General features: G+C 65.7%; 27 protein-coding genes and 1 riboswitch. Of the genes, 12 read left to right on the forward strand and 15 right to left on the reverse strand.

Going from position 1 to position 25,198, the window contains the following annotated elements:
• Window positions 1-7: 7 nt before the first annotated feature.
• Genes A5699_RS11910 through A5699_RS11920 form a run of 3 tightly spaced genes read right to left on the reverse strand, consistent with a single transcriptional unit; the run spans window position 8 to window position 3,194 of the window.
• Window positions 8-748, reverse strand: a complete 741-nt coding sequence (locus tag A5699_RS11910) for a TIGR00730 family Rossman fold protein (protein WP_067769448.1) — start codon at window positions 746-748, stop codon at window positions 8-10.
• Window positions 745-1,386 (reverse strand): class I SAM-dependent methyltransferase, encoded by a 642-nt coding sequence (locus A5699_RS11915; RefSeq protein ID WP_067769450.1) that lies wholly within the window; start codon window positions 1,384-1,386, stop codon window positions 745-747. Before A5699_RS11915 ends, A5699_RS11910 begins: the two co-directional genes overlap by 4 nt.
• Window positions 1,387-1,436: 50 nt before the next feature.
• Complete coding sequence (locus A5699_RS11920; RefSeq protein ID WP_197508266.1) at window positions 1,437-3,194, reverse strand: MFS transporter; 1,758 nt, start codon at window positions 3,192-3,194, stop codon at window positions 1,437-1,439.
• Window positions 3,195-3,413: 219 nt separating this feature from the next.
• A riboswitch (TPP riboswitch) is annotated at window positions 3,414-3,523 on the forward strand.
• On the opposite strand from A5699_RS11920, the gene thiC reads away from it, so the two are divergent.
• The 6 genes from thiC (at window position 3,512) to A5699_RS11950 (ending at window position 8,830) form a co-directional block, all read left to right on the forward strand.
• On the forward strand, window positions 3,512-5,131 hold the full coding sequence (gene thiC / locus A5699_RS11925; RefSeq protein WP_067769452.1) for a phosphomethylpyrimidine synthase ThiC: 1,620 nt from the start codon (window positions 3,512-3,514) through the stop codon (window positions 5,129-5,131). Its footprint overlaps the riboswitch before it by 12 nt.
• A complete protein-coding gene (gene thiD / locus A5699_RS11930; RefSeq protein ID WP_369806691.1) occupies window positions 5,128-5,964 on the forward strand; it encodes a bifunctional hydroxymethylpyrimidine kinase/phosphomethylpyrimidine kinase in 837 nt (278 codons plus the stop codon). Before thiC ends, thiD begins: the two co-directional genes overlap by 4 nt.
• Window positions 5,961-6,599, forward strand: coding sequence for an alpha/beta family hydrolase (locus A5699_RS11935; protein ID WP_067769456.1), 639 nt, complete (start codon window positions 5,961-5,963; stop codon window positions 6,597-6,599). The genes thiD and A5699_RS11935 overlap by 4 nt, the downstream gene beginning before the upstream one ends.
• Complete coding sequence (locus tag A5699_RS11940) at window positions 6,596-7,132, forward strand: septum formation family protein (protein ID WP_067769457.1); 537 nt, start codon at window positions 6,596-6,598, stop codon at window positions 7,130-7,132. Before A5699_RS11935 ends, A5699_RS11940 begins: the two co-directional genes overlap by 4 nt.
• A 46-nt stretch (window positions 7,133-7,178) precedes the next feature.
• A complete protein-coding gene (locus A5699_RS11945) occupies window positions 7,179-8,564 on the forward strand; it encodes a cytochrome P450 (protein WP_067769459.1) in 1,386 nt (461 codons plus the stop codon).
• A complete protein-coding gene (locus A5699_RS11950) occupies window positions 8,561-8,830 on the forward strand; it encodes a DUF3303 domain-containing protein (RefSeq protein WP_067769461.1) in 270 nt (89 codons plus the stop codon). Before A5699_RS11945 ends, A5699_RS11950 begins: the two co-directional genes overlap by 4 nt.
• Window positions 8,831-8,881: 51 nt before the next feature.
• Here the strand turns inward: A5699_RS11950 and A5699_RS11955 are convergent, their stop codons facing one another.
• Window positions 8,882-9,373: an amidase family protein gene (locus A5699_RS11955; RefSeq protein WP_231965690.1), complete on the reverse strand. Its 492-nt coding sequence runs from the start codon at window positions 9,371-9,373 to the stop codon at window positions 8,882-8,884.
• Between A5699_RS11955 and A5699_RS11960 the strand changes: the two genes are divergently transcribed.
• Both A5699_RS11960 and A5699_RS11965 read left to right on the forward strand, forming a co-directional pair.
• The gene (locus A5699_RS11960; protein ID WP_067769465.1) at window positions 9,372-10,856 is read left to right on the forward strand and encodes an NAD(P)/FAD-dependent oxidoreductase; all 1,485 of its coding nucleotides are present in this window, start codon (window positions 9,372-9,374) and stop codon (window positions 10,854-10,856) included. The two genes, A5699_RS11955 and A5699_RS11960, sit on opposite strands and share 2 nt — an antisense overlap.
• Before the next feature lie 16 nt (window positions 10,857-10,872).
• Window positions 10,873-11,142 carry a hypothetical protein gene (locus tag A5699_RS11965; protein ID WP_067769467.1) on the forward strand — a complete coding sequence of 90 codons (270 nt, stop codon included), beginning with the start codon at window positions 10,873-10,875 and terminating at the stop codon, window positions 11,140-11,142.
• Here the strand turns inward: A5699_RS11965 and A5699_RS11970 are convergent.
• Window positions 11,109-12,356: a TetR/AcrR family transcriptional regulator gene (locus A5699_RS11970; RefSeq protein WP_067769469.1), complete on the reverse strand. Its 1,248-nt coding sequence runs from the start codon at window positions 12,354-12,356 to the stop codon at window positions 11,109-11,111. The genes A5699_RS11965 and A5699_RS11970 overlap by 34 nt on opposite strands.
• A 96-nt stretch (window positions 12,357-12,452) precedes the next feature.
• Here A5699_RS11970 and A5699_RS11975 point away from each other — a divergent pair, with 96 nt between their 5' ends.
• Genes A5699_RS11975 through A5699_RS11985 form a run of 3 tightly spaced genes read left to right on the forward strand, consistent with a single transcriptional unit; the run spans window position 12,453 to window position 14,822 of the window.
• Complete coding sequence (locus tag A5699_RS11975) at window positions 12,453-12,677, forward strand: hypothetical protein (protein ID WP_142253852.1); 225 nt, start codon at window positions 12,453-12,455, stop codon at window positions 12,675-12,677.
• A 10-nt stretch (window positions 12,678-12,687) separates the two neighbouring features.
• Window positions 12,688-13,014: a hypothetical protein gene (locus tag A5699_RS11980; RefSeq protein ID WP_067769471.1), complete on the forward strand. Its 327-nt coding sequence runs from the start codon at window positions 12,688-12,690 to the stop codon at window positions 13,012-13,014.
• A 29-nt stretch (window positions 13,015-13,043) separates the two neighbouring features.
• Entirely contained in the window at window positions 13,044-14,822 is a 1,779-nt protein-coding gene (locus A5699_RS11985; protein ID WP_082957671.1) for an HNH endonuclease signature motif containing protein, read from the forward strand.
• A 146-nt stretch (window positions 14,823-14,968) separates the two neighbouring features.
• Here A5699_RS11985 and A5699_RS11990 read toward each other — a convergent pair whose 3' ends face one another.
• The 4 genes from A5699_RS11990 to A5699_RS29900 form a co-directional block, all read right to left on the reverse strand.
• On the reverse strand, window positions 14,969-15,592 hold the full coding sequence (locus A5699_RS11990) for a twin-arginine translocation pathway signal (RefSeq protein WP_082957672.1): 624 nt from the start codon (window positions 15,590-15,592) through the stop codon (window positions 14,969-14,971).
• The gene (locus tag A5699_RS11995) at window positions 15,589-16,170 is read right to left on the reverse strand and encodes a hypothetical protein (RefSeq protein ID WP_197508267.1); all 582 of its coding nucleotides are present in this window, start codon (window positions 16,168-16,170) and stop codon (window positions 15,589-15,591) included. Before A5699_RS11995 ends, A5699_RS11990 begins: the two co-directional genes overlap by 4 nt.
• Before the next feature lie 89 nt (window positions 16,171-16,259).
• The gene (locus A5699_RS12000) at window positions 16,260-16,682 is read right to left on the reverse strand and encodes a hypothetical protein (RefSeq protein WP_067769476.1); all 423 of its coding nucleotides are present in this window, start codon (window positions 16,680-16,682) and stop codon (window positions 16,260-16,262) included.
• Window positions 16,675-17,088, reverse strand: coding sequence for a hypothetical protein (locus A5699_RS29900; RefSeq protein WP_231965692.1), 414 nt, complete (start codon window positions 17,086-17,088; stop codon window positions 16,675-16,677). The genes A5699_RS12000 and A5699_RS29900 overlap by 8 nt, the downstream gene beginning before the upstream one ends.
• Window positions 17,089-17,192: 104 nt before the next feature.
• On the opposite strand from A5699_RS29900, the gene A5699_RS12005 reads away from it, so the two are divergent.
• Window positions 17,193-17,705 (forward strand): hypothetical protein, encoded by a 513-nt coding sequence (locus tag A5699_RS12005; protein ID WP_067769478.1) that lies wholly within the window; start codon window positions 17,193-17,195, stop codon window positions 17,703-17,705.
• A gap of 15 nt (window positions 17,706-17,720) precedes the next feature.
• On the opposite strand, the gene A5699_RS12010 is transcribed toward A5699_RS12005, so the two are convergent.
• The 6 genes from A5699_RS12010 to A5699_RS12035 are packed head-to-tail and all read right to left on the reverse strand — an operon-like array spanning window position 17,721 to window position 25,197.
• Complete coding sequence (locus A5699_RS12010) at window positions 17,721-19,247, reverse strand: MCE family protein (protein WP_067769480.1); 1,527 nt, start codon at window positions 19,245-19,247, stop codon at window positions 17,721-17,723.
• Window positions 19,247-20,440, reverse strand: coding sequence for an MCE family protein (locus tag A5699_RS12015; protein WP_067769482.1), 1,194 nt, complete (start codon window positions 20,438-20,440; stop codon window positions 19,247-19,249). Before A5699_RS12015 ends, A5699_RS12010 begins: the two co-directional genes overlap by 1 nt.
• A complete protein-coding gene (locus A5699_RS12020; protein WP_067769484.1) occupies window positions 20,437-21,903 on the reverse strand; it encodes an MCE family protein in 1,467 nt (488 codons plus the stop codon). Before A5699_RS12020 ends, A5699_RS12015 begins: the two co-directional genes overlap by 4 nt.
• Entirely contained in the window at window positions 21,900-22,982 is a 1,083-nt protein-coding gene (locus A5699_RS12025) for an MCE family protein (RefSeq protein WP_067769486.1), read from the reverse strand. The genes A5699_RS12020 and A5699_RS12025 overlap by 4 nt, the downstream gene beginning before the upstream one ends.
• Entirely contained in the window at window positions 22,982-24,013 is a 1,032-nt protein-coding gene (locus A5699_RS12030; protein ID WP_067769488.1) for an MCE family protein, read from the reverse strand. The genes A5699_RS12025 and A5699_RS12030 overlap by 1 nt, the downstream gene beginning before the upstream one ends.
• Window positions 24,010-25,197 carry an MCE family protein gene (locus A5699_RS12035; RefSeq protein ID WP_067769490.1) on the reverse strand — a complete coding sequence of 396 codons (1,188 nt, stop codon included), beginning with the start codon at window positions 25,195-25,197 and terminating at the stop codon, window positions 24,010-24,012. The genes A5699_RS12030 and A5699_RS12035 overlap by 4 nt, the downstream gene beginning before the upstream one ends.
• Window position 25,198: the final 1 nt, after the last annotated feature.

The raw sequence follows: 25,198 nt of genomic DNA on the forward strand, positions 1-25,198 counted from the left end.
GCGACGCCTATTCCGATGCCGACGCCGCGATGATCTCCACAGCCTCTGCCACGCTGTCGGTGCAATGGAGCAGCGCCAGGTCAGGTTCGGAGATCTTCCCTTCGCGCAGAACCGTATTGCGGATCCAGTCGATCAGGCCCGACCAGTAATCGACGCCCAGCAAGATGATCGGAAACTTCGTGACCTTGTGCGTCTGGACGAGGGTGAGCGCCTCGAACAGCTCGTCGAGGGTGCCGAACCCGCCGGGCAGACAGACGAATGCCTGTGCGTATTTGACGAACATCGTCTTGCGCACGAAGAAGTAGCGGAAGTTGATGCCGAGATCGACCCAATGGTTGAGGCGCTGCTCGAAGGGCAGCTCGATGCCGAGACCCACCGAGTAGCCGCCGGACTCACTTGCCCCGCGGTTGGCGGCCTCCATCGATCCCGGGCCGCCGCCGGTGATCACCGCATAGCCGGCCCGCACCAGCGCGATGCCCAATTCCTCACCCAACCGATATTCAGGCGAATGCGGAGCCGTCCGAGCTGAACCGAAAACCGTGACCGCCCTGGGCATTTCGGCCAAGGCATCGAAACCGTCGACGAATTCACCCTGGATGCGCAGCACCCGCCAGGGATCGGTGTGCACCCAGTCGGTCGGACCGCGGCGGTCCAACAGACGCTGATCGGCGGTCGTGTCGGCGCACCGTTCTCGACGCAGTTGTACCGGGCCGCGAATCTGAAATGGGCCGTCCTCGTTCTCGGTCATGCGCGCTTGACGCCCACGGTGATCACGTCGGAGATCGGTGTCCACACTGGCCGGCGTACCCGGTGCTGCTCGACGACGGTCAATCCGGCCGCCTCGAACAGCGCACGCATCTCCTTCTCAGTGGGGCTGTGCGCGGGTGCACCGAGGTCGGCCGAGAGCGCGTGCAGCGGCAGGAAGGTGCGGCGCGGGCTCATCGTCGTCACCGCCACCATTCCCCCGGGCGCCAGCACCCGGTAGAACTCGGCGAGCGCGGCGGGCTGGTCGAAGAAGTGAAATGCCGACGTGGTCACCACGGCGTCCAGGAAACCGTCTTGGAAAGGCAGTTCCTCGGCAGGGGCCGATTTCCACCGCACATCGCCAGAACGCTTGCGGGCCTGGGCCAACATGCCATCGGACATGTCCAGGCCGTAGACCTCATCGGGTTGCAGTTCCCGCTGGATCCGGTCAGCCAGGATGCCGGTGCCGCAGGCGACGTCGGCGATCGAACGGGCACCGCGCTCCTGAACTTGGGCGATCACCTCATCCTGGGCTGGCCGGTACACCCACCGCTGAAGGCAACCCTGGTCATAGGCCGGTGCGGCGAAACTCCAGAAACTCGTGATGGCGTCGTTGAATCCGCGACGCTGTGTGGTGGTCACCAACCCGAGTGTAGGTCGGCCGCTCAAGCCTGATTGTCGGCTCCCGCCTCTCAGGCCTCGTTGTCGGCTCCCGCCTCCGTCCCATACCGACCCGCGCTGAACATCGACGCCACCGCACCGATCACCATCATCACGGCCGCAGCGGTGAACACCACCGTCAGGCCGGAATGGAACGGCTCGGTGATCAACTGCGGGAAGAACGTCTGCCCGGTGATCACGTCGGCGTTGACGCCCGGTTGATGTAACGCGTCGTAGGGGGCGAGTAACTCTGCCATCGGGTTGTAGCCCAGGAACGCCGCGAACAGGCTGCCGACCGGGGGCAGGCTCGCCACATCGTGCGCCACCGATGCCGAAACACCTTGCTGCGTCAAGCCACTCGTCAGTGCGACGGGCAACGTGTTGGCCAGCCCGACGATCATCAGCGAGAAAAAGATACCGATCGACAGTGAGTTGCCGGCGTTGAAGAACGTGGACCGCACCCCGGAGGCCGCACCACGCTGACCGGCCGGCACGCTCGACATGATGGCCGCGGTGTTGGGGGCGGTGAAGATGCCGCCACCCAGGCCGTTGAGGAACACCAGGATCGCGAACACCCAGTAGTCGAAGTTGACCGGGATGAGCAGGAGCGCCACGAACGTGGCCGCCATCAGCAGCATGCCGCCGACGGTCAGCGGCCGCGCGCCGATGCGGTCGGACAGTGATCCGGCGATCGGTGCGGCGACCAGGAACCCGACGGTGACCGGCAGCAGATAGATGCCGGCCCACAGTGGGGTGGACTCGAAACTGTAGCCGTGCAACGGCAGCCAGATGCCCTGCAGCCAGATGATGAGCATGAACTGCAACCCGCCGCGGCCCACCGAGGACATCAGCCCGGCCAGGTTGCCCATTCCGAACGCCGCCGATTTGAACAGCCGGATGTCGACCATGGGCGACGACACCTTGAGTTCGACGACGCAGAACGCCACGAGCAGCAGCAGCCCGACGGCGATGGAGCCCAGCACCCATGGGCTGGTCCACCCCGTGGTGGAGTCACCGTAGGGCTGGATGCCGTAGGTGATGCCGATCAGCAATACCGTCAGGCCCAGGCCGAAGGTCAGCGTGCCGGCCCAGTCGAGGCGCCCGGCGGTGCGGACGCCGAGTTCCTTGAGGGAGCGGTAACTCCAGATGGTGCCGACGACACCGATCGGCACACCCACCCAGAAGACGGCTTTCCAGTGCCACTCGGACAGGAAGCCGCCGATCAGCAACCCGAGAAACGACCCGGCCACGGCGGCCACCATGTTGGTGCCCAGCGCCATGCCGCGCTGGTTGGCCGGGAAGGCATCGGTGAGGATCGCCGAGGACGACGCCATCAGCATGGCGCCACCGACACCCTGGATGACGCGCCAGCCGATCAGCCAGACGGCGCCACCACCGAGTTGGAACGGGTCGAACGACAGGGCGATCGCCGCCACGGTGAAGACCACGAAGCCCAGGTTGTAGATGCGGACCCGGCCGTACATGTCGCCGAGACGTCCGAACGGCACGACGAGCACCGCGGTCACCACCAGGTAGCCCATCAGCATCCATAGCAGGTAGCTGACGTTGCCGGGAGCCAGCGGATTCAGGCCGATACCACGGAAGATCGCGGGCAGCGAGATCAGCACGATCGAGGCGTTGATCGAGGCCAGCAAGATGCCCAACGTGGTGTTGGACAGCACCACCCACTTGTAGAAGGGGTGGTCGTGGTCCATCCGTTTGCGGCGGTCGGCGGTCACCGCTTCCGCGGTGTCGGCGTCTCCGGCCGCTTTCGTCATCTCAGTCGTCATTCCGTCTTCGCTCTAGTCGCTATCGAGGGGGCGCTGAGGCCCAACATGTTCAAAACACATATATTAGCTATGCAAATCAAGCCGCGGCAACCCGAAGAATCGGAGGGCCAGGCAGTCGTCACAGCGCCTGGCTCTCCACATCGCCGCCGGACACCGTTTCCTGTCAATTGACTGACTCCCGGTATCCCTCCGCCCACGTCTGCGCTAGGTTGGGGCCTGCAAACCACACGCGGGAGTGCGCACGAGCGCACTGAGAGGACGGGTACGCCCGTCGACCGTACGAACCTGACCGGGTAATGCCGGCGTAGGGAGATGAAATGAGTAGTTCTGTTCTCGACCCATCAGTGACGACCGGTCCGATCACGGGAAGCACCAAGGTCTATCGCGAGATCAACCATGACGGCGCCACCATGCGGGTGCCGTTTCGGCGGGTGAATCTCACCAACGGTGAACACCTGGACCTGTACGACACCTCAGGCCCGTACACCGCCGACGACGCGGCGATCGACCTGAACACAGGTCTGCCGTCGCGACCCGCAGTGGTCAACGACCGGGGCACGCAGTTGCAGCGCGCCCGGGCCGGCGAGATCACCGCCGAGATGGCGTATATCGCTGAGCGCGAAGGCGTTTCCGCCGAACTGGTGCGTCAAGAAGTCGCAGTCGGCAGAGCCGTCATTCCGGCCAACCACAACCACCCCGAGAGCGAGCCGATGATCATCGGCAAGGCGTTCTCGGTGAAAGTCAATGCCAATATCGGCAATTCGGCGGTCACCAGCTCGATCGGTGAAGAGGTCGACAAGATGGTGTGGGCCACCCGATGGGGTGCCGACACCATCATGGATCTGTCCACCGGCAAGGACATCCACCAGACGCGCGAGTGGATCCTGCGCAATTCCCCGGTCCCGGTCGGCACCGTCCCGATCTACCAGGCACTGGAGAAGGTCAACGGTGACCCCACCAAGCTGACGTGGGAAATGTACCGCGACACCGTGATCGAGCAATGCGAGCAGGGCGTCGACTACATGACCGTGCACGCCGGGGTGCTGCTGCGGTACATCCCGCTGACCGTCAACCGGGTCACCGGCATCGTGAGCCGCGGCGGGTCGATCATGGCCGCCTGGTGTCTGGCACACCACACCGAGTCGTTCCTGTACACCCACTTCGAGGAACTCTGCGAGATCCTGGCTCGCTACGACGTGACGTTCTCGCTGGGCGACGGGCTACGGCCGGGGTCGATCGCCGACGCCAACGACGAGGCCCAGTTCGCCGAGCTGCGCACGCTGGGTGAGCTGACCAAGATCGCGAAATCCCATGGCGTGCAGGTGATGATCGAAGGCCCGGGCCACGTCCCGATGCACAAGATCGTCGAGAACGTCAAGCTCGAAGAGGAACTCTGCGAAGAGGCACCGTTCTACACGCTGGGCCCGCTGGCCACCGACATCGCCCCGGCGTACGACCACATCACCAGCGCGATCGGCGCGGCCATCATCGCCCAGGCCGGCACCGCGATGCTGTGCTACGTCACCCCCAAGGAACACCTGGGCCTGCCGGACCGCAAGGACGTCAAGGACGGCGTGATCGCCTACAAGATCGCCGCACATGCCGCCGACCTGGCCAAGGGCCATCCCCGCGCACAGCAGCGTGACGACGCACTGTCGAAGGCCCGCTTCGAGTTCCGCTGGCACGATCAGTTCGCGCTCTCGCTCGATCCCGACACCGCGCGCGATTTCCACGACGAGACGTTGCCCGCTGAACCGGCCAAGACCGCGCATTTCTGCTCGATGTGTGGGCCGAAGTTCTGCTCGATGCGGATCTCGCAGGATATTCGGGACGCCTATCCCGGCGGTGTCCCCGATGAGATCGCCGCGGGCATGGCCGCCAAGTCCCAGGAGTTCGCCGACCACGGCAACCGCGTCTACCTACCATTGGCGACGTGAACTTCTTGCCGTTGGCACCCGCCGGTGACGCACCGCGACGGGTGATGACCATCGCCGGGTCCGACTCCGGCGGTGGCGCCGGAATCCAGGCCGACATGCGGACCTTTGCCATGCTCGGCCTGCACGGCTGTGTCGCGGTCACCGCCGTGACCGTGCAGAATTCGGTGGGCGTCAAAGGTTTTCACGAGATCCCGCCCGACATCGTCTCTGATCAGATCCGGGCCGTCGTCACCGATATCGGCATCGAGGCCGCCAAGACCGGGATGCTGGCCTCCGCGGAGATCATCACCGCGATCGCCCAAACCTGGCGGGCCGAAGGTCTGGCGTCCACCGTGCCGCTCGTCGTCGACCCGGTGTGCGCATCGATGCACGGCGATCCGCTGCTGCATCACAGCGCGCTGGACGCCTTGCGCACCGAGCTGTTCCCGCTGGCCACCTTGGTCACGCCGAACCTCGACGAGGTGCGGCTCCTGGTGGACATCGATGTCGTCGACTCCGCCTCCCAGCGCGATGCGGCACGCGCGCTGCACGCGTTGGGTCCGCGGTGGGCACTGGTCAAGGGCGGTCACCTGCGCTCGTCGCCGGCCAGTCCCGATCTGCTGTTCGACGGCAGCGAATTTCACGAGTTCCAGGCTCCCCGGGTCGACACCGGCCACGATCACGGCGCCGGCGACACCCTCGCGGCGGCGACGGCATGTGCCCTGGCCCATGGTTATTCAGTTCCCGAGGCGGTGGAGTTCGGCAAAGCCTGGGTGACGGAGTGCATCCGGGCGGCATATCCGCTGGGTCATGGCCACGGCCCGGTGAACGCGCTGTTCCGGTTGCAGTCATGAACCTCGACGCGATCGCGGGTATCGCTCACGAACCCGATGGCCCGGCTCAGGGCGTCGTCGTCCTGACCCACGGCGCCGGCGGCAACCGGGACTCTCCGATGCTGGTCAAGCTCTGCGACGAGTGGGCATCCCGGGGCTGGCTGGCCATCCGCTACAACCTGCCGTATCGCCGGCGCAGGCCGAAGGGGCCACCGTCCGGCTCGGCCGCCGGTGACCAGGACGGCATCGCGGAGGCGGTTGCCCTGGCCCGCACGCTCAGCGACGGCCCGGTGATCGCGGGCGGGCATTCCTACGGCGGCCGGATGACGTCGATGGTGGCCAGTGACAACAACGAGCCGGGGCCGGCCATTGATGTCTTGACGCTGTTCTCCTACCCATTGCACCCGCCGGGCAAGCCCGAGCGCGCCCGCACCGAACATCTGCCCCGCATCACGATGCCCACGGTGTTCACTCACGGCACGTCCGACCCGTTCGGCACAGTCGAAGAGATCACCGCCGCAGCGGCATTGGTGAGCGCGCCGACCGAGATTGTCATCATCGAGGGCGCCCGTCACGACCTCGGGTCCAAGCGGGTGAATGTGCCGGCCCTCGCGGTGGACGCCGCCTTGCGGGCACTCGATATCGTCGAACCATGACCTACCCACCCGGTCACGGTTACCCGCCGCCTCCACCGCAACCGTATTCGCAGAATTCCGGGGTGCCCGGCGCGTACTCGCCGCCATCGAAGAACTCCTCGGCACTCAAATGGGTGTTGTTGGCGGTCGTGGTGGTGATCGCACTGGTGGTCGCGGCCGGTGCGGTGTTCTATCTCTCCCGCGACCGCGGCGCCACCGAGGCGAGCCAGATCAAATCGGGCGACTGCCTGTCCGAGATTCCCGACAGCAGCCGCGTGCTGTACGTCAAGACGGTGAGTTGCGATCAGCCGCACAAGGGTGAGGTGTTCGCGGTGCTGCCGCTGCCCGACGGGGAGTTTCCCGGCGACACCGCGGTGATCAAATACACCGACAAATGCGCCCCGGCGTTGGACCAGTACGCCCCGAATGTCACCGCCGATTCGGCGATCCAGCTGTTCGTGCTGTATCCGACCGCCGACTCCTGGCAACGCGGAGACCGCACCGTCACATGCATTGCTACCAGCAAGAATCCCCGCACGGGCAAAATAGAGTAACGCGCTACTCTAGGCCGCCCGGCTCCGGCGAACCGACACTCGACGCATGGTCGAGATCCAGCTTGCCCCCTCAACGTCTCCCTCGGCACTACCGCTGGCACCACGCAATCCGCTGCCCTACTGGCAGCAGCTGAAGTCCCTACGAGACTTTGCCGTCGGCCAGCAGCGACTGCACGAGGCCGGTGGCCCGCTGACCCGCACCGTGCTGGGTCCGCGGTGGCTGATCCCCCAGCTCCTCCTGGTCGCCACACCGCAGGGCGCGCACGACGTGCTCAGCCGGCGCGACGGCGTCGTCGACCGCGGCGGTGTCACCACCATGGTGCAGTTGCGGCAGCTGATGGGCGGCAACCTACTCGACCTGCCGCATGACCGCTGGCTGCCCCGTCGTCGCACATTGCAGCCGATGTTCACCAAGCAGCACGTCCCTCGGTACGCCGGACACATGGCGACCGCAGCGCAGTCGCTGACCGATGGATGGGCGCACGGTCAGCGCATCGACCTCGACAATGCCTGTCGTGTCCTGACTTTGCGTGCGCTGGGCCGCTCGGTGCTGGGGCTGGATCTGGACGAGCGGGCCGACGAGATCGGGCCGGCGTTGCGCATTGCGTTGTCGTGGGTGGCCGACCGTTCGGTGCGACCGGTCAACCTTCCGCAGTGGTTCCCGACGGCGGGCCAGCGCCGCGCCCGGGCGGCCAATGCACGACTTCACGAGTTGGCTGCCGAGATTCTCGCCGCGGTGCGCGCCGAACCCGACCGTGATGCCCCGTTGGTGCATGCGCTCGTCGAGGCTCGCGACCCCGATACCGGTCGCCATCTCACCGACGACGAAATATGCCATGAATTGGTGCTTTTCATGCTGGCCGGGCACGACACCACGTCGACGACGCTGTGTTATTCGTTGTGGACGCTGGGCCGGCATCCCGACATCCAGGCCCGGGTTCACGACGAGGTCAACGCGCTCGGCGAGCGCATGCTCACTCCTGAGGACGTACCTCGCCTCGATTACACCGTGCGGGTGCTGCATGAGGCACTGCGTCTGTGCCCACCGGCGGCGGGCATGATTCGAGTGCTCAACGAAGAGATCACCGTCGACGGCTACCGTGCCGAGGTCGGATCGATGGCGAGCGTCGACATCTATGCGCTGCACCGGGATCCGGCGCTGTGGGACGATCCGCTGACGTTCGATCCGGACCGGTTCACCCCGGAGCGTTCGGTCGGCCGAAACCGTTGGCAATACCTGCCTTTCGGCGGCGGGCCACGGTCCTGCGTCGGCGATCACTTCGCCATGTTGGAGGCCACCCTGGCGCTGGCGACGATCATCCGCGAGGTCTCGATCACCTCGCTGCACGACGACTTCCCGCTCGCAAGCCCGTTCACCGTCGTCGCCGATGGGCCGATTCCGGCCCGCATCACAAGAAGGAGTACGCCATGAAATTCATCGTGCACTGGACCCAGTCGCAGACGAACTACCGGGATGCGGTCGAGAAGTTCAAGAAGACCGGCGGCCAAATTCCGGAAGGGTCGACCATGCTCGGCCGTTGGTGGGGCATGAACGGCCAGGGTTTCGCCATCGTGGAGACCGACGACGCCAAGACCATGTTCGAGTCGGTCGCGGAGTGGGGCGAATTCCTCACGTTCGACATCACCCCCTGCGTGGAGGACGCCGAGGCCGGTGAGGTGCTCGCGAAGCTGTTCTGACGGCACAGTGCCACCGTTGCGCCCGCGGCGCTGGCTGGACCCGCAGACGGGTCAGGCGCCTGCGCTCAACACGGGTCTGCCGTCGAATCCGACCAGGCCCTCGACGGCGTGTGCGACCCGGAAGGCCATCGCTTCGTCGTGGGGGTGGCTGACCACCTGCACGCCCGTCGGCGCGTTCTCGTCGGACAGACCGCTGGGCACCGACAGCACCGCGCAGTGGTTGGCCACATTGAACGGACTGGTGAGGTGTCCTTCCCAGTAGTGCTCGCGATGCCCGAACGGCGTGTCGATCCCGTCGAGGTATTCGCCGTCGGCCTGTAGCGAGGTCACGGCCGAGGTCGGGCACAGCAGCACGTCGACGCCCCGCATGGCGGTCGCCAGGTCGGCGCGGAGCCGGGCGTCCATGGCCAGCGAATCCACCAGCGAATAGCGCTGGGCCGCAACGGCTGCGTCGTGGATGAACTGCCGGGTGTAGCCGGCTCCGCAGGCCGTCAGCACTCCCCTCGACAAAGTACCCGGTACCTGCGGTACTGTTTGCGGCATGGGCCCGGGACATTTCGAGGCGATCATCGTCGGCGCCGGCTTTGCCGGCATCGGCGCGGCCATCCAGCTCAAGCGGCTGGGCATCGAGGATTTCGTGATCCTCGAACGCGAGGACGATCTCGGCGGCACCTGGTACGTCAACCACTACCCCGGCCTGGCCGTCGACGTGCCGACCACCACGTACTCCTACTTCTTCGAGCCGAATCCCAATTGGTCGCGGTTGTTCTCCACCGGTACCGAGATCAAGCGATACGCCGACGACGTCGCCGACAAGTACGACGTGCGCCGGCACATCCGGTTCGACACCACGGTGGAGGGCGCCCGTTGGGACGAGGAAGCGTCGCTCTGGCGCGTCGCTGTGGCCGACGGTGAGGTGCTCAGCGCCCGGTTCCTGTTCACCGCCACCGGGTTCCTGTCCCAGCCACGCACACCGGACATCCCCGGGATCAACGATTTCGGCGGCACCGTCATCCACACCACGCAGTGGGATGACAGCTACCGTCCCGACGGCCGGCGGATCGCGGTCATCGGCACGGGCGCCACCGCGGTGCAGCTCATACCAGAGTTGGCCAAGACAGCCGCAGACCTGACCATCTACCAGCGCACCCCGATCTGGGTGGTGCCCAAGATCGACCTGAAGTTCTCCTCCCGGGCCAAGTCGTTGTTCGCCCGGGTGCCGTTGACCCAGCGTGCGGTGCGAGCGGTCACCGACAGCATCTACGCGTTCATGGTCGACACCGCGGTGCTCAAGCACCGGTACTTCCGGCGGTTCAACATCGCGGCGGCCGATCTGGCCAAGCTGCATCGGTTCGCCTCGATCCGTGACCCCGAGCTGCGCCGCAAGTTGACCCCGGATTACGACTTCGGTTGCAAGCGCCCGACATTCTCCAACAGCTACTACCGCACGTTCACCAAACCTCACGTGCATCTGCAGGCCGACGGAATCGAACGCATAGAGCCGGGAGGCATCGTCAACGCCGACGGCACCACGACGAAGATCGACACCCTGGTGCTGGCCACCGGGTTCGATCTGTGGGAGGCCAACTTCCCGGCGATCGAGGTCATCGGCCGTGACGGCCGCAACCTCGGAAAGTGGTGGCGCGAAACGCGATTCCAGGCATACCAAGGTGTCTCGATGCCGTATTTCCCGAACTTCCTGAGCCTGGCCAGCCCGTACGCGTTCCTGGGGTTGAACTTCTTCAACACCATGGAGTACCAGATGCATCTGATGACCCGGCTGTTCGGCGAGGTCAAGCGCCGCGGCGCGACGACGTTCGAGGTCACAGAGCAGGCCAACGCCCGATACCTGGACCGGATGACGGAGGCGCTCGGCGATTCGTTGTTCACCCTCGGCAACTGCGCATCGGCGCGGTCGTACTATTTCAATCCGGCCGGTGAAGCCACGCTGCTCCGGCCGATGACGACCCGCCGGGCCGTCGCAGAAGCCTCACGTTTTCCGTTGAGCGACTACACATTTGCCTGATCAGAGAGGATCACAGATGGCAGAGGGCAACAACTCCAAGCTGGTCAAGCTCGTCGGCCTCGGCATAACCGGCGCGGGTGCAGCGCACTTCATCAAGCCGCAGCTGTTCGAGTCGATCACCAAGCCGGCGTTCCCCAAGGACACGCAGAAGCACATTTACACCAACGGCAGCATCGAGACTGCGATCGGCCTCGGCCTGCTCGTGCCCAAGACCCGCAAGCTGGCCGCCATCGGCTCGCTGGGTTATCTGGCTTACCTGGCCGGCAACGCCGTCCGCAATCGGTAACGACCGAGCAGCGTGAGATCGATCATCGTCGAGACGATGGCGCGGGCCGGCTCGGAGTTCTGATAATTCATGAGCCGGCCCAAGTCGATCACCAAAGCCATCGCCGCATGAACGGCGAAGCGCGCCTGCCCCGCACTCCACCGCGGCCGCACCGGCGTGACCACCTCGACCCAGGATTCCACGGCCGCACGCTGCAGATCGCGCAGGATCTTCTGGTCGGCGGGGGTCATGTTCAGACGTTCGGTGTAGTAGACGTAGTCGAGTTCGGGGTGGTCGAACGACCGGGCCACGTAGTCGTCGATCAGGGCCCCCAGCGCCTGCTCGGGATCCTGCGTCGCGCCGAGCACCTCGGCCATGTCCGCCGACAGCCGGTCGGCGGCACGGCGGAACCCGGCGGCCAGGATGTCGGATTTGCCGGAGAAGTACCGGTAGATGCCCGACGCGGGCATGCCGACCGCGGCCGCGATGTCCTCCATCGTGGTGTCGCGATAGCCGTTCAGGTTGAACAGCCGCATCGATTCGGTGAGCAGCGCCTCGTATTTGGTGGTGGTCACCGGGGGCTGCGGTGGCTCCACCGGATCGCTCGCCGTGGGGAACTCGGGCAGTTCGGCGGACAGCACGGTGTCGCAGATGTCGGCCAGCAGCGCCCGCACCTGACCGGCGGGCAGCTTGGAACGATGGTCGACGACGCTGCCGATCACGCCGAGGACCGCGGTCGACATCGTCCAGCGTTCGCGCGAACTCAGCTCGGGCCGCAACTGTGTCAGCGGGCGATGAATCCGGCGGTGCACCGTGCGCACCTGGGCATCCAGGGTGCTCTGGTCGTCGCCACGCAGATAGCGCGCCTCCCAGCGGTACAGGCCGCCGGATTCCCGGTTGGCCAGAGCCGTGTCGCTGAGCGCGGCGACGAGCCGGCGCAACTGCTCCTGCGGATCCTCCTCGGCCTCGTCGGCGAATGCCGTCCCGTCCACAAGTTGCTGGCTGAGGTTGAGTACCGCGTCGCGAAACAATTCGTACTTGCTGGAATAGTGTCGGTACAACGCAGCCGCCGAAATCCCGACCCGCGACGCGATGGCTTCCATACTGACCCCGTGGTATCCGAGGGCGCTGAAGGACTCCGCCGAGGCCCGCGCTATCTGGGCCTTTCGATCTTTCGGTCGTCGTCGCACACCATTGGCACCACTGTCGATCGACCGGGGCGAGGTGCGCGCCATTCCGTCACCCTAACCGACCGAACAGCCGGGTCAAAATGGTAGTGCCAGTGAGAATCGTCATTAACATAGATGGCGTCGATGCCGGATGGGGGTCCCGTGCTTGCCAGGTTGCGAAGGTTGCTGGCCTACCGCGTCGCCCTCGGCGAACTGATCGTCGTCGCGGTGGTGCTGGGGGTGCCGTACTTGTTGATCGGCACCGTCTGGTCCGGCACCCACACCGACCACCTGCAGTCGATGGGCGGTCTGGATGCGGTGGTGTCGTTCCTCGGATCGATCGTCTCGTGGCCCGTATTGCTGTTCACCGACGTGTGCATGACCTGAAGGGGGATGGGTGAGTTATCGCGCTGTCTACATCGGACTGGCCGGCGCCGTGGTGCTTGCCATCGGTTTGTACCTGATGAGCATGCCGGTATATCTGGATGACTTCGATCAGTACGGCATGCAGATCCCCTGCGGGTCCGGATTCTCGGCTCATCTGGTGCAGGCCACCGCAGCCGGTCAGGAATACGTCGACAAGTGCGGGTCGGCCCTGATGGTGCGCCGGTTGTGGACCATCCCGGTCGTCGCACTCGGAGCACTGGCATTGATCGCCGTGCTGTTCCGCGCCGCCACGTCCTCGGCCCACGACACCCTGCTCCCCAAGCGCGATACACACTGACCTGAGCCGCCGAACTTGTCGGTGGTCGAATGTATGTTCGAATCATGCAGGCAGACGTAGTCCAGGCGGTGGCGGCGTTACGCGCCGCCTACGACGCCTTCGCCGCCTGCGACCTGGAGTCGTTGACCCACACCGAGCTGTTCGCGGTGCTCGACGAATACGAGACCCTGCGGTGTCAGATGCCCACCATGTGGCATCGGATGCTGGCCCGGCTGCAGGCCGAGACCACGCCAAGGGAGCTGGGCGCCAAATCCTGGAACGAGGTGCTGCGGGTCCGCTGGCGGCTGTCGACCGGGGAAGCCGGCCGCCGCCTGGCCGAAGCCGCTGCCCTGGGTCCCCGCCGCAGCCTGACCGGCCAACCCATACCCCCGGCACTGCAGGCCGTGGCCGCCGCCCAAGCCGCCGGTCTGCTCACCGCCGACCACATCAAGGTCCTGCGCGACGCGGTCGACCGACTGCCCGGCTTCGTCGATCAGGTGACCCGCGAACAGTTCGAACTGGACCTGGTCCGCGTGGCAGTCGGGGTCGGGCCCAAAGAACTCAAAGAAACCGCCGAGCTGCGGCTGTTCTTGCTTGATCAGGACGGCCCCGAACCCGACGACACCGAACGCCAACGCCGACGCGGTGTCCATGTCGGCGAGCAGGGCGCCGATGCCATGACGGGGTTGACGGGCAACCTCACCCCCGAAGCTGCCGCGGTCTGGAAGGTGCTGCTGGCCCGCTTCGCCGCTCCGGGCATGTGCAACCCCGACGACGAGGAGCCCTGCACCACCGGCACCCCCACCCAAGCCCAGATCGACAACGACCACCGCAGCCTGGCCCAACGCCAACACGACGCTCTGCTGGTCATCGGGCGCATCGCCTTGATGAGCGATCTCGGTCAACTCAACGGGCTACCGGTGTCGGTGATCATCCGCACCACCCTGCAAGATCTCGAATCGCGTGCCGGCATCGGCGTCAGCGGGGATGGCACCAAACTCCCGATCAAAGACGTCATCCGCATGGGCGCCCACGGCAGCCACCACCTGGCGGTGTTCGACGAAGCCACCGGGGCAGCGCTGGCCTACTTCCGGGCCCGGCGCATCGCCAGCCCCGCCCAACGCATCATGCTCATCGCCCGCGACGGTGGCTGCACCAAACCGGGCTGCACCGTCGGCCCCTACGGCTGCCAGGTCCATCACGCCCGCAAAGACTGGGCCGAGGGCGGTGACACCAACGTCGATGACATGGCCCTGGCCTGCGGCCCCGACAACCGCCTCGTCAACAGCGATGGCGGCTACACCACCACCATCAACCCCAACGGTGAGGTCGAATGGCACCCGCCACCTGCCCTCGACCACGGCCAACACCGCATCAACTACCACCACCGCCCCGAACTTCTCCTCGTCCCACCCGGATCCGAGCCCGAACCCGCGCCGGACGCGGCGGCCCCGGCCGAGCCGGACCTCACGCTGCGGCCTGAGCACCAACCCGAGCCGGAACCCGAACCACAAATCCAGCCCGACCCTGAACCTCCGGTTCAGCCCGCTCCCGATCCGGAGCTGGCACCACACGTTGAGCCGCGGTGGCACCTGGGACCGGAGCCCGAAATTCCCGCACCATGGGATCCCCAGTGGGACAGCATGTTCGACGAGCTCACACTCACCGCGCCCAATGTCGAACACCTCTGGGACACAGGCCCGCTCGAACCAGAACCGCCCGATCCAGTGCTACCGACCGGCTGGATACTGCTCGACGAGATCCCGATCGAACGCGCATACCCCGTCAACGACTGTGTCCTCGAAAACAAGACAACCCGCGGCCCGTAGGAAGCCGCCGCCGGGGCGGCCCAGGCCCCACCTCACCGAGACGACTCCGCCACATCTCGGCGAGTGACGGATGGGCGACACGGTGTGGTCCGGCGAATCACGTGCTGCGGCTGAGCCGGATCGAAGGGTTACACCGGATCGAAGAGCTACACCGGATCGAAGGAGGAGATTCGCCAATCGCCGTCGACCTTCGTCAGGCCCACCTTCACCGCGCTGGCGGCCTCGACAGGTTGGGGGTTGGTGCGACTTGTGGTGGCTTGATTCAGGAACACCAACACCTGCGCCGTGTCTGGTTGCACGTCGATGGCGGCCGCCCGAACGACCGAAGCGGCGGCGCGGATGTCTTTCTCCTTGCTCGCCGGTGTGACGAACTGTTCGGCGAATTGGCTGTAGTACGTCAAGAATTCGCCGGTCAAGTGAGATTGTGCGGTCGCGATGTCCTGATCCAAACTCTCTGGGGCATAGGACAACAACGCCACCGAGCCGTCAGAGGCGGCATCGATCACCGCGGTGGTCTCGCCGGCCGTCTCGTGTGCGTCGCGGTACCCGCCGAAGTACACGGCCGCCGCCGAACTCGCTGAGGCCAGGAGTACACACACGATGGCAACAGCGCGCCATCGTCGCCGGATCCACCGCGTGCCGCGCTGCGGACCATCGGTGGCGGTGTCGTCGCACTCGTCGGCCACGTCATCCGGGTCGGCGGCTTTCGGCTCCTCGTCGAGAGATTCGGAGTCGGACGGGATTTCAGTATCAGCTTCGATTGTGCTCACGGGACGAACTCCACCTTCGACATCTTGATCTGTCCCCCGTCGTCGAGCATCGTGACGCTCAGCCGCCAGTTGCGTGGCTGCTGACCGGCCCCAGCTGCGTCGTTGATCGTGGTCGCCGCGCTGACCAGCACAACGGCGGTGTCGGCGGTCATCGACTGCACGGCGGACGCGGCAACTGTGGCCTTGGTCGCCGCCTTGGAATCTTTTGCGGCTCTGATCAAATCGTCGGAGGCGGACTGGAAGTCGTCTTTGAATTGTCCGGTCGAGTTGTCGACGATCTGCCGTACGTTGTCCTCTGCGGCAGCGCTGTCGATCGACATCAGGGTGACCACGGCTTGTGATGCAGCTGCGGCAAATTCCGCGCGACGCTGTTGGGTCTGGTCGGCCTGCACTTGGTACCGGACCAGGTAACCGGTCACCGCCAGCAGCGCCACGCTCAGCAGAACGCCGACGGCGCCGGCCACGCCCGCCGCCGTCGCCAATTTCGGCCTGCCTCGGCGTTTCTCGCCCTGGTCTGACGGTTCGGCCTCGGGCACGGTTGTCTCAGTTACCTCGTCTGAACGGCTGAGTAACCGCATGGTGCACCTCCGATGGGATTGCCCCGCACGCTAATGCCGGTGGAGTCCACATCGATGCCGCTGTCCCGCCCAGCGGTCACCAGCGCAATTCACCAATGGCGCAGCGAACACAACGCGCCCTTGGGCCCCGCAGCCCGGTCGACCACGATTCCATCGACAGCCAGTTCACATCGCAGAGTCTGCACAGGTTGCGGAGACAGCCCCGCCGTGGTCACGGTGACCATGGCCCACTGCATCGGATCGGCGAGCATGGTTTCACGAATCCAGGGCTTGTCAGGTTCGAGCGTGAGATCGTCTTTGGGGCTGAATTCATAGGGGTTGTGGCTGTAATCCGCCCAGTTCGGTGGGTCGGCCTCGCGGAAGTAGATGCTGACCGGCGTCGCCTGTTCGACGCTGACCGTGTATGTCACCCGGTGCAGTGGCCCGTCGTCCGCGCGCGCCTGCGTGACCGGGAGAACCACGGCACCGACGACGACCAACGCGCCCATCACACGACGCACGACATCAGACATCACCGCGGACCCACCTGCTCGCCCCATCGGTCACCACACAGCTCAGGAACAGTCCGTCTGGCGCCTGCGCAACGTTGTTCACGGACCCGCCGCATGGCGTGTTCTCCTCACGGATGCCCTTCAACGGCGGGGACCGGAACCAGCGCGGTTCGTAGCGGCGCGGTGATCCGCAAAAGACGAGCCGCCCCCACGAGGTGGTGCCGAACACGAAGTGTGTCGTGTTCGCGCAAGCTGCGCCGAGCACCACTCCACCGACGATGCCGGGTACGCAAGAGGGATCGTTGCACTCGACCGGTGTGGCGTTTGCCGGGGGCGCAGCGGCCAATCCCGCAACGAGCAGTCCAATCGAAGCCGCCACCGCTATCCGCACGGACGACACTGTGGCACGGCGAAATCCGCGTGCCATCACAATGCCCACTGGGCGGGAGGGTGGCCGTCACAAATCGGCAGACGTTGGACAGTGAAGGCTGCCGCGGCGACTGCCGCGGGCCGGCATGCAGAGGAGTGGTCATGCGGATGTCGACGGCATTCACTGGGGCGGGAGTGCTCAGCGCTGCGGTGCTCGGCTGCGTGCACAGCCCGGTTGCGGACGCGTCGCCCAAGTGGGGCCTCAACGGCACCTATGTCGCCACCTCCAACGGCGAGTGGGCGAAGACCAACGACGTCTTCCACGATGAGGCCAGCATCCGCAGCACCTGGACGATCTCCACGACGTGCAGCTATCCCACCGAGTGCACCGGCACTGTCAACAGTGACTGGGGATGGAGCGCACCGATCTACATGAAGAGCGGTGTCTGGTTCGTCAAGAAGACGGTGGACAACTGGCAGCCGTGCCCCGACGGCACGGCCGGCCCGGGTTTGCAGGTGTACCGCTTCTTCCCCTCCAACAAGGACGCCACGGCAAGCGATCCCACCTCGACGACATTGCTCGGCGAAGATTCGACCACCGGGGTCAGCGGCAGTTGTGGAAGCAGCAACGTACTTTTCATCACGATGCCGTTCAAGTTGGTGAAGACCGGCTGACCCCCGGCCTGCAGATCAGGTCGGGAACAGGTCCTTCCAGGTCTGATCGCCCGCGTGCGGCACCAGGTTGCTCTGGCGATACACCGCCCCGTCCGGCGTCGCATACCGGCCCGTGCTCGGGTCGTAGGTGGCGATCGCCACCGACGGCCCGCCAGATCCGTTGGGACCGAACGCACTAGGAGCCACCGCGGGTGCACCGGCAGGCGGCGGGGGCACCATGGGAGCGTCGGCGGGCGGCGGGGTGCCCTCCACCGGTCCGTGGATCGTCGCGTCGTGATCCACCCGGGCATCCGGAGCGATTCCTTGCGCCAGCAGGTTGGGGTCGATCGGGTACGGGCCGAGCGCGTGCTGGCGCATTGCCAAAGGCTGGTAGGGCTGGTCACTTTCGCAGATTTCGACCGTGGGTGCCCGCTTGCCGGGCTTGCCCATGCACGGATAGTTGCGTGCCCCGCGGACACCGATCGGCGAATCCTGCGGCAGTTTGCAGTACAAGCCGTCGGGGGTGTCGATATCGCTGGTGTCCTCCGGCGACCGCCATTCCGAGGGCGGCAGGAATCCGACGGTGCACGCCGGCGGGTCGCCGATGTTGAGGGTGAAGTCACCCAACGACATACCGGTCGGGTTGTTCTTCGGCACACCGTAGGACTGGGTCGACGCGATAGAGGGAGGCAGCAACACCAGCAGTTGTTCCAGCGCGGGATGGTAGGTCACGCCGATCTGCCCCAGGCTGGTCAGGTTGGCCAGCAGCAACGGCAGCGTCGGTTTGACTTGATTGAACAGTCGAGAGGCTTCGTCGGCCGCTCCCGGTCCATCCTTGAGCAGAGTGTGCACGTGTGCGTCGTCGTCGACGAGTTGGCGGCTGATGCCGGCGACGCTGCGCGCCCAGGTCCGGATCGCATCGATCGACTCGGCCTGGCCGTCGAGAAGCGGTGCGCTGTCATCGATCAGCGCACGGGACTGATCAGCGGCGGCGTTCGCATCGGCGATCAGTTGCGAGGAGGAGTCCAGCAAGGACCCGATATCGTACCCGGACCCGTTGAAGGCCTTGAAGGTTTCGTCCAGTAGTGGACTGATCTTGTCTTTGGGGATGCTTCCGATCAGCGAGCTGACCTGATCGAGCATCGGCCCCACCGCTTGGGGGATCGAGGTGTTGGCCACCGGGATCACCGACCCGTCATGCAGGTACGGCCCCGATTCGTTGCGCGGTTGCAGGTCGACGTACTGCTCTCCCACCGCCGAGACGCTCAGCACCGCGGCGTGCAGGTCTGCCGGGATCTTGGGAGAGGTGTTCAGTGACAGGGTGGCTTCGGCGCCCTCCCGCGTCGGTTTCACCTCGGTGACCTTGCCGATCTGGACGCCGCGGTACGTCACGTTGGAGAACTGGTAGAGCCCTCCGGTGCCCTGCAGTTGCAGCGTCACCGTCATGCGCCCGATGCCCAGCAGGGTCGGAGCCTGCAGGTAGACGATGCCCATCGCAGCCATGCCGATGACGGCAGCTACCGCGAAGATCACCAATTGCACACGGATGAAGCGGGTGAGCATCAGTTGCCACCTTCGGTCGGCGCGGCCGGTTGATCGTCCGCCGGGGCCGGGTCGATCAGCGGCGGCATCGTGGCCACTGCTGCCGGCGGCGGTGTCAGCGGCATGTTGATCGGGTCTTTCGTGTAGTTGGCGAACCAGGGATCTCCGGGTGCCGGCGTCAGCGGCAGCCCCTCCTGGCCCCATCGGGTTCCGAGGAACAGTCCCCGCTTCAGTCGCGGAACGGTGAAGTCGAAGGTGATGAACTCGTTGAGGTAGTCACCACGGATTGCCCGGTCGATGAAGTTCTGTGGATAAGGGTAGGCCGGGGCAAATGCCAGTACCGTGCCCAGATTCGGCCCGACGTCAGCCAGTGCGCGCACCGTCGGTTCGAGGTTGCGCAGGTTGGTGACGACGTCGTCGCGGGTCGCGTTGATGAGTGTGGTGGCGGTGTCGCTGAACCGGCCGAACTTTTCCAGCGCGGTGGTGATGCGAGGGCGTTCCTTGAGCAGCACGTCCAGTGCCGGCGGGATCCGTTGCAGCGCAGCAGTAACCACCTCCTGCTGTCCGGCCAGCGTGCCACTGAGCTGGTTCAGCTCCGTGATGGTGGCGTTGATGTCGTCGCGCTGGTCGGCGAACAGGCCGACGATATCGTCGAGGCGGGTGAGCAGATCTCGGATCTGTACCTGGCGGCCATCGAGCGCGGCGTTGAACTCGGTCACCAGGTCACCGATCTTGCCGAGACCGCCGCCGTTGACGAGTACCGCCAGTGACGACAGTGTCTGTTCGGTCGACGGATACGTTGCCGTGCGGTCGAGTTCGAGCGTCGCACCCGGAGCCAGCCGGCCGGACGGAGATTGTCCCAGCGGCGGGTCGAGGGCGATGTGCATGGAGCCCAGCAGGCTGGTCTGCCCCACCGTCGCAACAGCGTTGGCGGGCACGACGACGTCGGGTTTCACCGAGATCTCCACGTCGGCGTGCCAGCCGTCGACTTTCATGCCGGACACACTGCCCACGATGACGTCGCTGATCATCACGGGCGAATTCGATTCCAGCGTCCCGATATTGGCCAGCTCCACGTGATACACCGCCGCATCGGACCCACGCCCGACCGTGCCGGGTAGCGGCAGTGAGTTCAGCCCGTGGAATGCGCAGCCGCTCACCGTCATCATCATCGCCGAGCAGGCGGCCGCCACCCGGGTCAACCGAGCCGTCATGGCGTGCCTCCTTGGTCCGGCGGTGCCGCAGCGGGGCCGGCTTCGGCGGGAAGCAGCATGTCGTGCAGCGTTTTTGGTGGTTCAGCCGGCGCCGCGGGCGGCGTGCCCGGCGGTATCGGTGCACCGGGGAACAAGGCGGGTGCCGGGGACGCCGGCAATCCGTCCGGTGCATAGGCCCCGGGCGGGCCGGGCGGCGCACCCCATCCAGCCGGCGGCGCGACGTCACCGGCGCCGGTGTAGGCCGATACGGCCGGTGGCTGTTCCGGCGGTACGGGCTGTCCGCCCGCTCCGCCGGGGGCGAGAGCGGGATCGGTGTACACCAGGTTGTGCGGGCTGGGCGCCTTACGTAGATAAGCGTTGAACGGCATCGGTAGGTAATTGAAGTTGATCAATGACAGGGCCGGGCCGAGGTACTGCGCACACAGTTTGGAGGTTTCTGCCGCAGTGGCGTTCTTGACCGCCGCGATCGCCGAGCACACCACCGCAACCGGATCGGCGAAGTTGGACAACGCGAAGGCACCGACCGCCGTCCCGCTGTCGGGGTTGTAGATGTTGTAGCCGTTGGCAATCGCGTTGGGTGCGACGTGCAGGACGTTCTTCAGCTGGGTCTGGTTGTCCACCAGGTTCTGGGTGACGTTGGTCAACCGCTCGAGTTGTTCGGCAGTCTGGTCCCGGCTGCCGGCGATGAATCGCTGCACGTTGCCGACCGCGGACGCCAGGTTCGTCAGGGCACCGTCGAGATCGGAACGGCTGCCGTCGACGACGCTGGTGACGCTGGCGAGCCGGTCCTGGAACTGGACGATCTGGGTGTTGCTGTCCCGCAGCGCGGTGACGAAAATCTGCAGGTTCTTGATGATGTCGACGATGTCGCCGCTACCGTGGGCGAGAACACGCCCCACACTGGACAATTGGTTGATCGCCTGGTGCAGTTTCTCGCCGTTGCCGTCCATGGCGGCCGCCGCGCTGTCGACGAAGCGGCTCAGCGAGGTGGCCGATTCCCCGTGGAGCGGCCCCAGATCGGTCGCCAGCCGCATCAGCTGGTCTTTGACCTGGTCCCACTCGACCGGCACGGCGGTGCGCTCGACGCCGATCTGGGCACCGTCGGCCATGGTCGGCCCGACGTCTTCGTAGGCCGGCGTCAGTTGCACGTAGCGCGCGGCAACCAGGTTCTGGGCCATGACGATCGCCTTGGCATCGGCCGGGATCTTCACCCCCCGATCGATGGCGAGGGTGAACCGTGCCTGCGCGCCGGCCGGCTCGATGCTCGTGATGGAGCCGACCTTGACGCCGGCCACCCGCACTTCGTCGCCCGGGTAGATCGCGGTGGCCGACGTGAAGTACGCGGTGATCGTGGTGGGCGCCATGACGGTGTGCCGCACCACCACCGCGGTGCCGGCCAACGCCAGGGCGACGAGCAGGACCAGGGCGCCGCGACTGATGCGCGCACGGTGACGGGTGATCATCGACTTCCTCCCGGAATGCCGTTGCGGGGCCAGGGGAACTCGGCACGCGGGCCGGCGTTGTCGGGCGGCAGTCCGGCATTGGTGCCGCGCCGGAAGCCGAACGCGTAGTCGAGGAAGGGCTGCAGGGTCTGCGACGGCAGCAGGTTGCCGACGAAGGCGTTGTAGTACCAGCCGTTGTTCACCGATTCACCCTGGGTGACTTGGTATTTCGCCAGACCGGACAGAGCCTTGGCGATTTTATCCCGGTTCTTCTCCAGCATCGCAGTCACCGCGTTGAGTTGCTCCAGGGTGGGCGCCAGTTCTTCCTCGTTGTCGTGGACGAGCCCGTTGATCTGCTGAGCCAACGCCGAGGTGTTGGCCAGCAAGTTGACGATGGCGTACCGGCGCTGATCGAGCACCCCGGTCAACGCGTTCGCGTCCAGCAGCAGTGCGTTGACCTGCTCGCTGCGCTTGGAAAGGATGCCGGTCACGTCGGCGGCGCTCTTGAGCAGGTTTGCCAGGGAGTCGTTTCGGTCGTTCAGCATTTCCGACAACCTGGTCAGGCCGTCGAACGTCGGCCCCAGCTGTGGCGCCATGCGATCGATGGTGTCCGACAACGTATCCAGCGATTGGGTGAGCGCCGCGGTGTCGGTTCCTTCGGTGTTGGTCGTGAAGTCACCGACCGCATTGGTCAACGAGTACGGCGACGACGTGCGGGTGACCGGGATCGTGTCCGAAGCACGCAGGGCTCCGGTGCCGGCCGGTTCCACGGTGAGCATCCGGGCGCCCAGCATGGTTCCGGTCCGGATGTGCGCGGTGGTCTCCGATCCCAGACGTACCGTGCTGTCGAGGGTGAAGGTCACCAGTGCCTTGCCGTGGCTCAGGGCGACGTCGGTGACGATGCCTTTGGTGACGCCGGAGACCTTGACGTCATTGCCCTCGGTCAGCCCGCCCGCCTCGGTGAACAAGGCGTGGTATTTGATCGAGGTGGCCCACGACCACAGCGCTTGCGGCTGCAACCCCACGGCGATGATCAGCGTGATCAGCACGATGCCGATGAGCCCGCTGCGGATGAGATGTGATCCACGGTATTTCAGCATCAGGGCTCTCCACAGCGTCCGGTGTTCTGCATGATCCACGGGAAGTACGCGGTGCGGCCCTGCAGATCGGTGACCCGGACGTTCATGCCGCACAGGTACTGGTTGATGAAGCTGCCGTAGGCTCCCAACCGCACGAGCTTGCGGTAGTTGGCCGGCGCCTTCTGCAGCGCGAGATCCAAACGAGCCATGTCGTCTTCGTTGGACAGCAGCGGCGCCAGGCGGGTGAGTTGGTCGACGGTGCCCGACAGGGGCGGCCGGGCTTGGGTCATCAGATCCGTCAGGGAGGCGGTGCCGTTGTCCAGGGCGGTGATGGCCTCTCCAATGGGATCGCGCTCCTGCGCCAGACCGGTGACGAGCTGTTGAAGCTTTTCCACGGCGCCGGAAAAGCGGTCACCGTCCTTGGCCACCGTGGCCATCACGGTTTTCAGGTTGTCGATCAGTTGCTGCACGGTCTGCCCGTTGTCGGCGAGCGCCTGGGTGAACGTGGTCGTATGGGACAACAGTGATTCCACGGTGCCACCCTGACCCTGGAGGATCTGGATCAGCGAGTTCGTCAGGGCGTTGACGTTCTGTGCGTTGAGCCCCTGGATGACGGGCTTGAGGCCGCCGAGCAACAGGTCGAGGTCCAATGCCGGCTCGGTGCGGGCCAGGGGGATCTGGGATCCCGCCGGCTGGATCTTCGTCGATCCGGGGCTGTCGAGCAGCTCCAGATACCGGTTGCCGACCAGGTCGAGGTAGCGCACCGCCACCTTCGTGGCGGTGGTCAGCACCACCTCGCGGTCGGAGTCGAAGTGCACCAGCACCGTGTTGTCGGGTTGCAGCACAACGTCATTGACGGTGCCGACGCGAATACCGGCCACGCGCACCGAATCGCCGGCCTTCAGGCTGGACGCGTCGGCGAACACGGCCGAGTAACCGTTCACCGCGCCGGTGCGGTACTGGCCCATGATCGCGAACAACGCCGCGGTCAACAACAGCATCACCACGCCGAACACGCCGAACTTGATCGCCGTCCCGTAGCTGCGCGTCATCCCGGTTGTCCTATCTGGGGGGTGTTGCGCGGCGGACCGTCGAGCGTTCCGTACAGCGCTTGCTTGAGCGCGTCGGAGTTCAACAGAATCCCCTGATTTCCGTACTGTGCCGGGTCCGCGTCGATATCGGTGACCACGAACGGCGGCCGCTGCTGGAAACCGACCTCCGGTAGGCCCTGGCACTGCGGCCCGCCTTTGGCCGCGACCTTCGGCAGGTTGCCCGGGTAGCGATAGCGCTCGGTGCCCAGCAGAAACGAGTCGAGCAACATGACGCCGGGCAGCGGCTGCGGGGGCCCCATGGCCAGCGGCTCCATGCCTTTGAGCCCACAGGTTAGTGCCGGGTGGTACTGGTTGAGCAGGTTCGTGGTCGGCACCAGCAGGTTCATCGTCTGAGTCACCGCGTCGCTGTTGGTGGCCACCACCTCGGTGCCGATGTCGGCCAGCCCGATTGTGCTGAGCAGCAAGGAATCCAGGTCGGCCTGGCGGTCGACGACGGTGTCACCGAGCTGCGTCGCGTTGCGCATCGTGTCCGTCAGATCCGGTGCGGCGTCGGCATAGGCGCCGATCACCTGTGGCGCGACGGACATCTCGTGTCGAAGCGTCGGCAGGCTGGGCGCGATCTTGGCCAGCATGGCGTCGAGATCGACCAGGGTCTGACCGAGCTTGTCCCCTCGGCCGTCGAAGGCCTGGGCCATCGCGCCAAGGGTTTCGTTGAGCTTTTCCGGTTGGATCTGCGACAGCACCGACACCAATTGCTCGAACACCGTGTTGATTTCGACAGTGGTATGGCCGGCATCGAGAACCTGGCCGGCATACATCGTTTCCGGCGACGGCTCCGGCGGCGGGACGAGCGCCACGAACTTGGCACCGAACACCGTACTGGAGGCGATCTCGACGCCCGTGTTGGCCGGAATCAATTGGAGTGCATCGAGATTCATGGCCAGGCGAAGCGCGGCTTGCCCGTCGGGCAGGGTATCGATGGCGACGACCTTGCCCACTTGCGCACCGTGCAGTTTGACCTTGGCGTCGGGGTTCATCACCAGTCCCGCGCGCGGCGAGATCACCGTCACCGAGGCAGTGGGTGCGACGCCGCCGCGAAACAGCACGATGGCGCCGGTGATCAGCGCGGCGATCACCAGGAGCGTGGTCAGCCCGCTCAGAAGACGTTTAGCGTCACGCGACATC

Source organism: Mycobacterium sp. E802 (assembly GCF_001666875.1).
In the GTDB taxonomy this organism is placed as follows: domain Bacteria; phylum Actinomycetota; class Actinomycetes; order Mycobacteriales; family Mycobacteriaceae; genus Mycobacterium.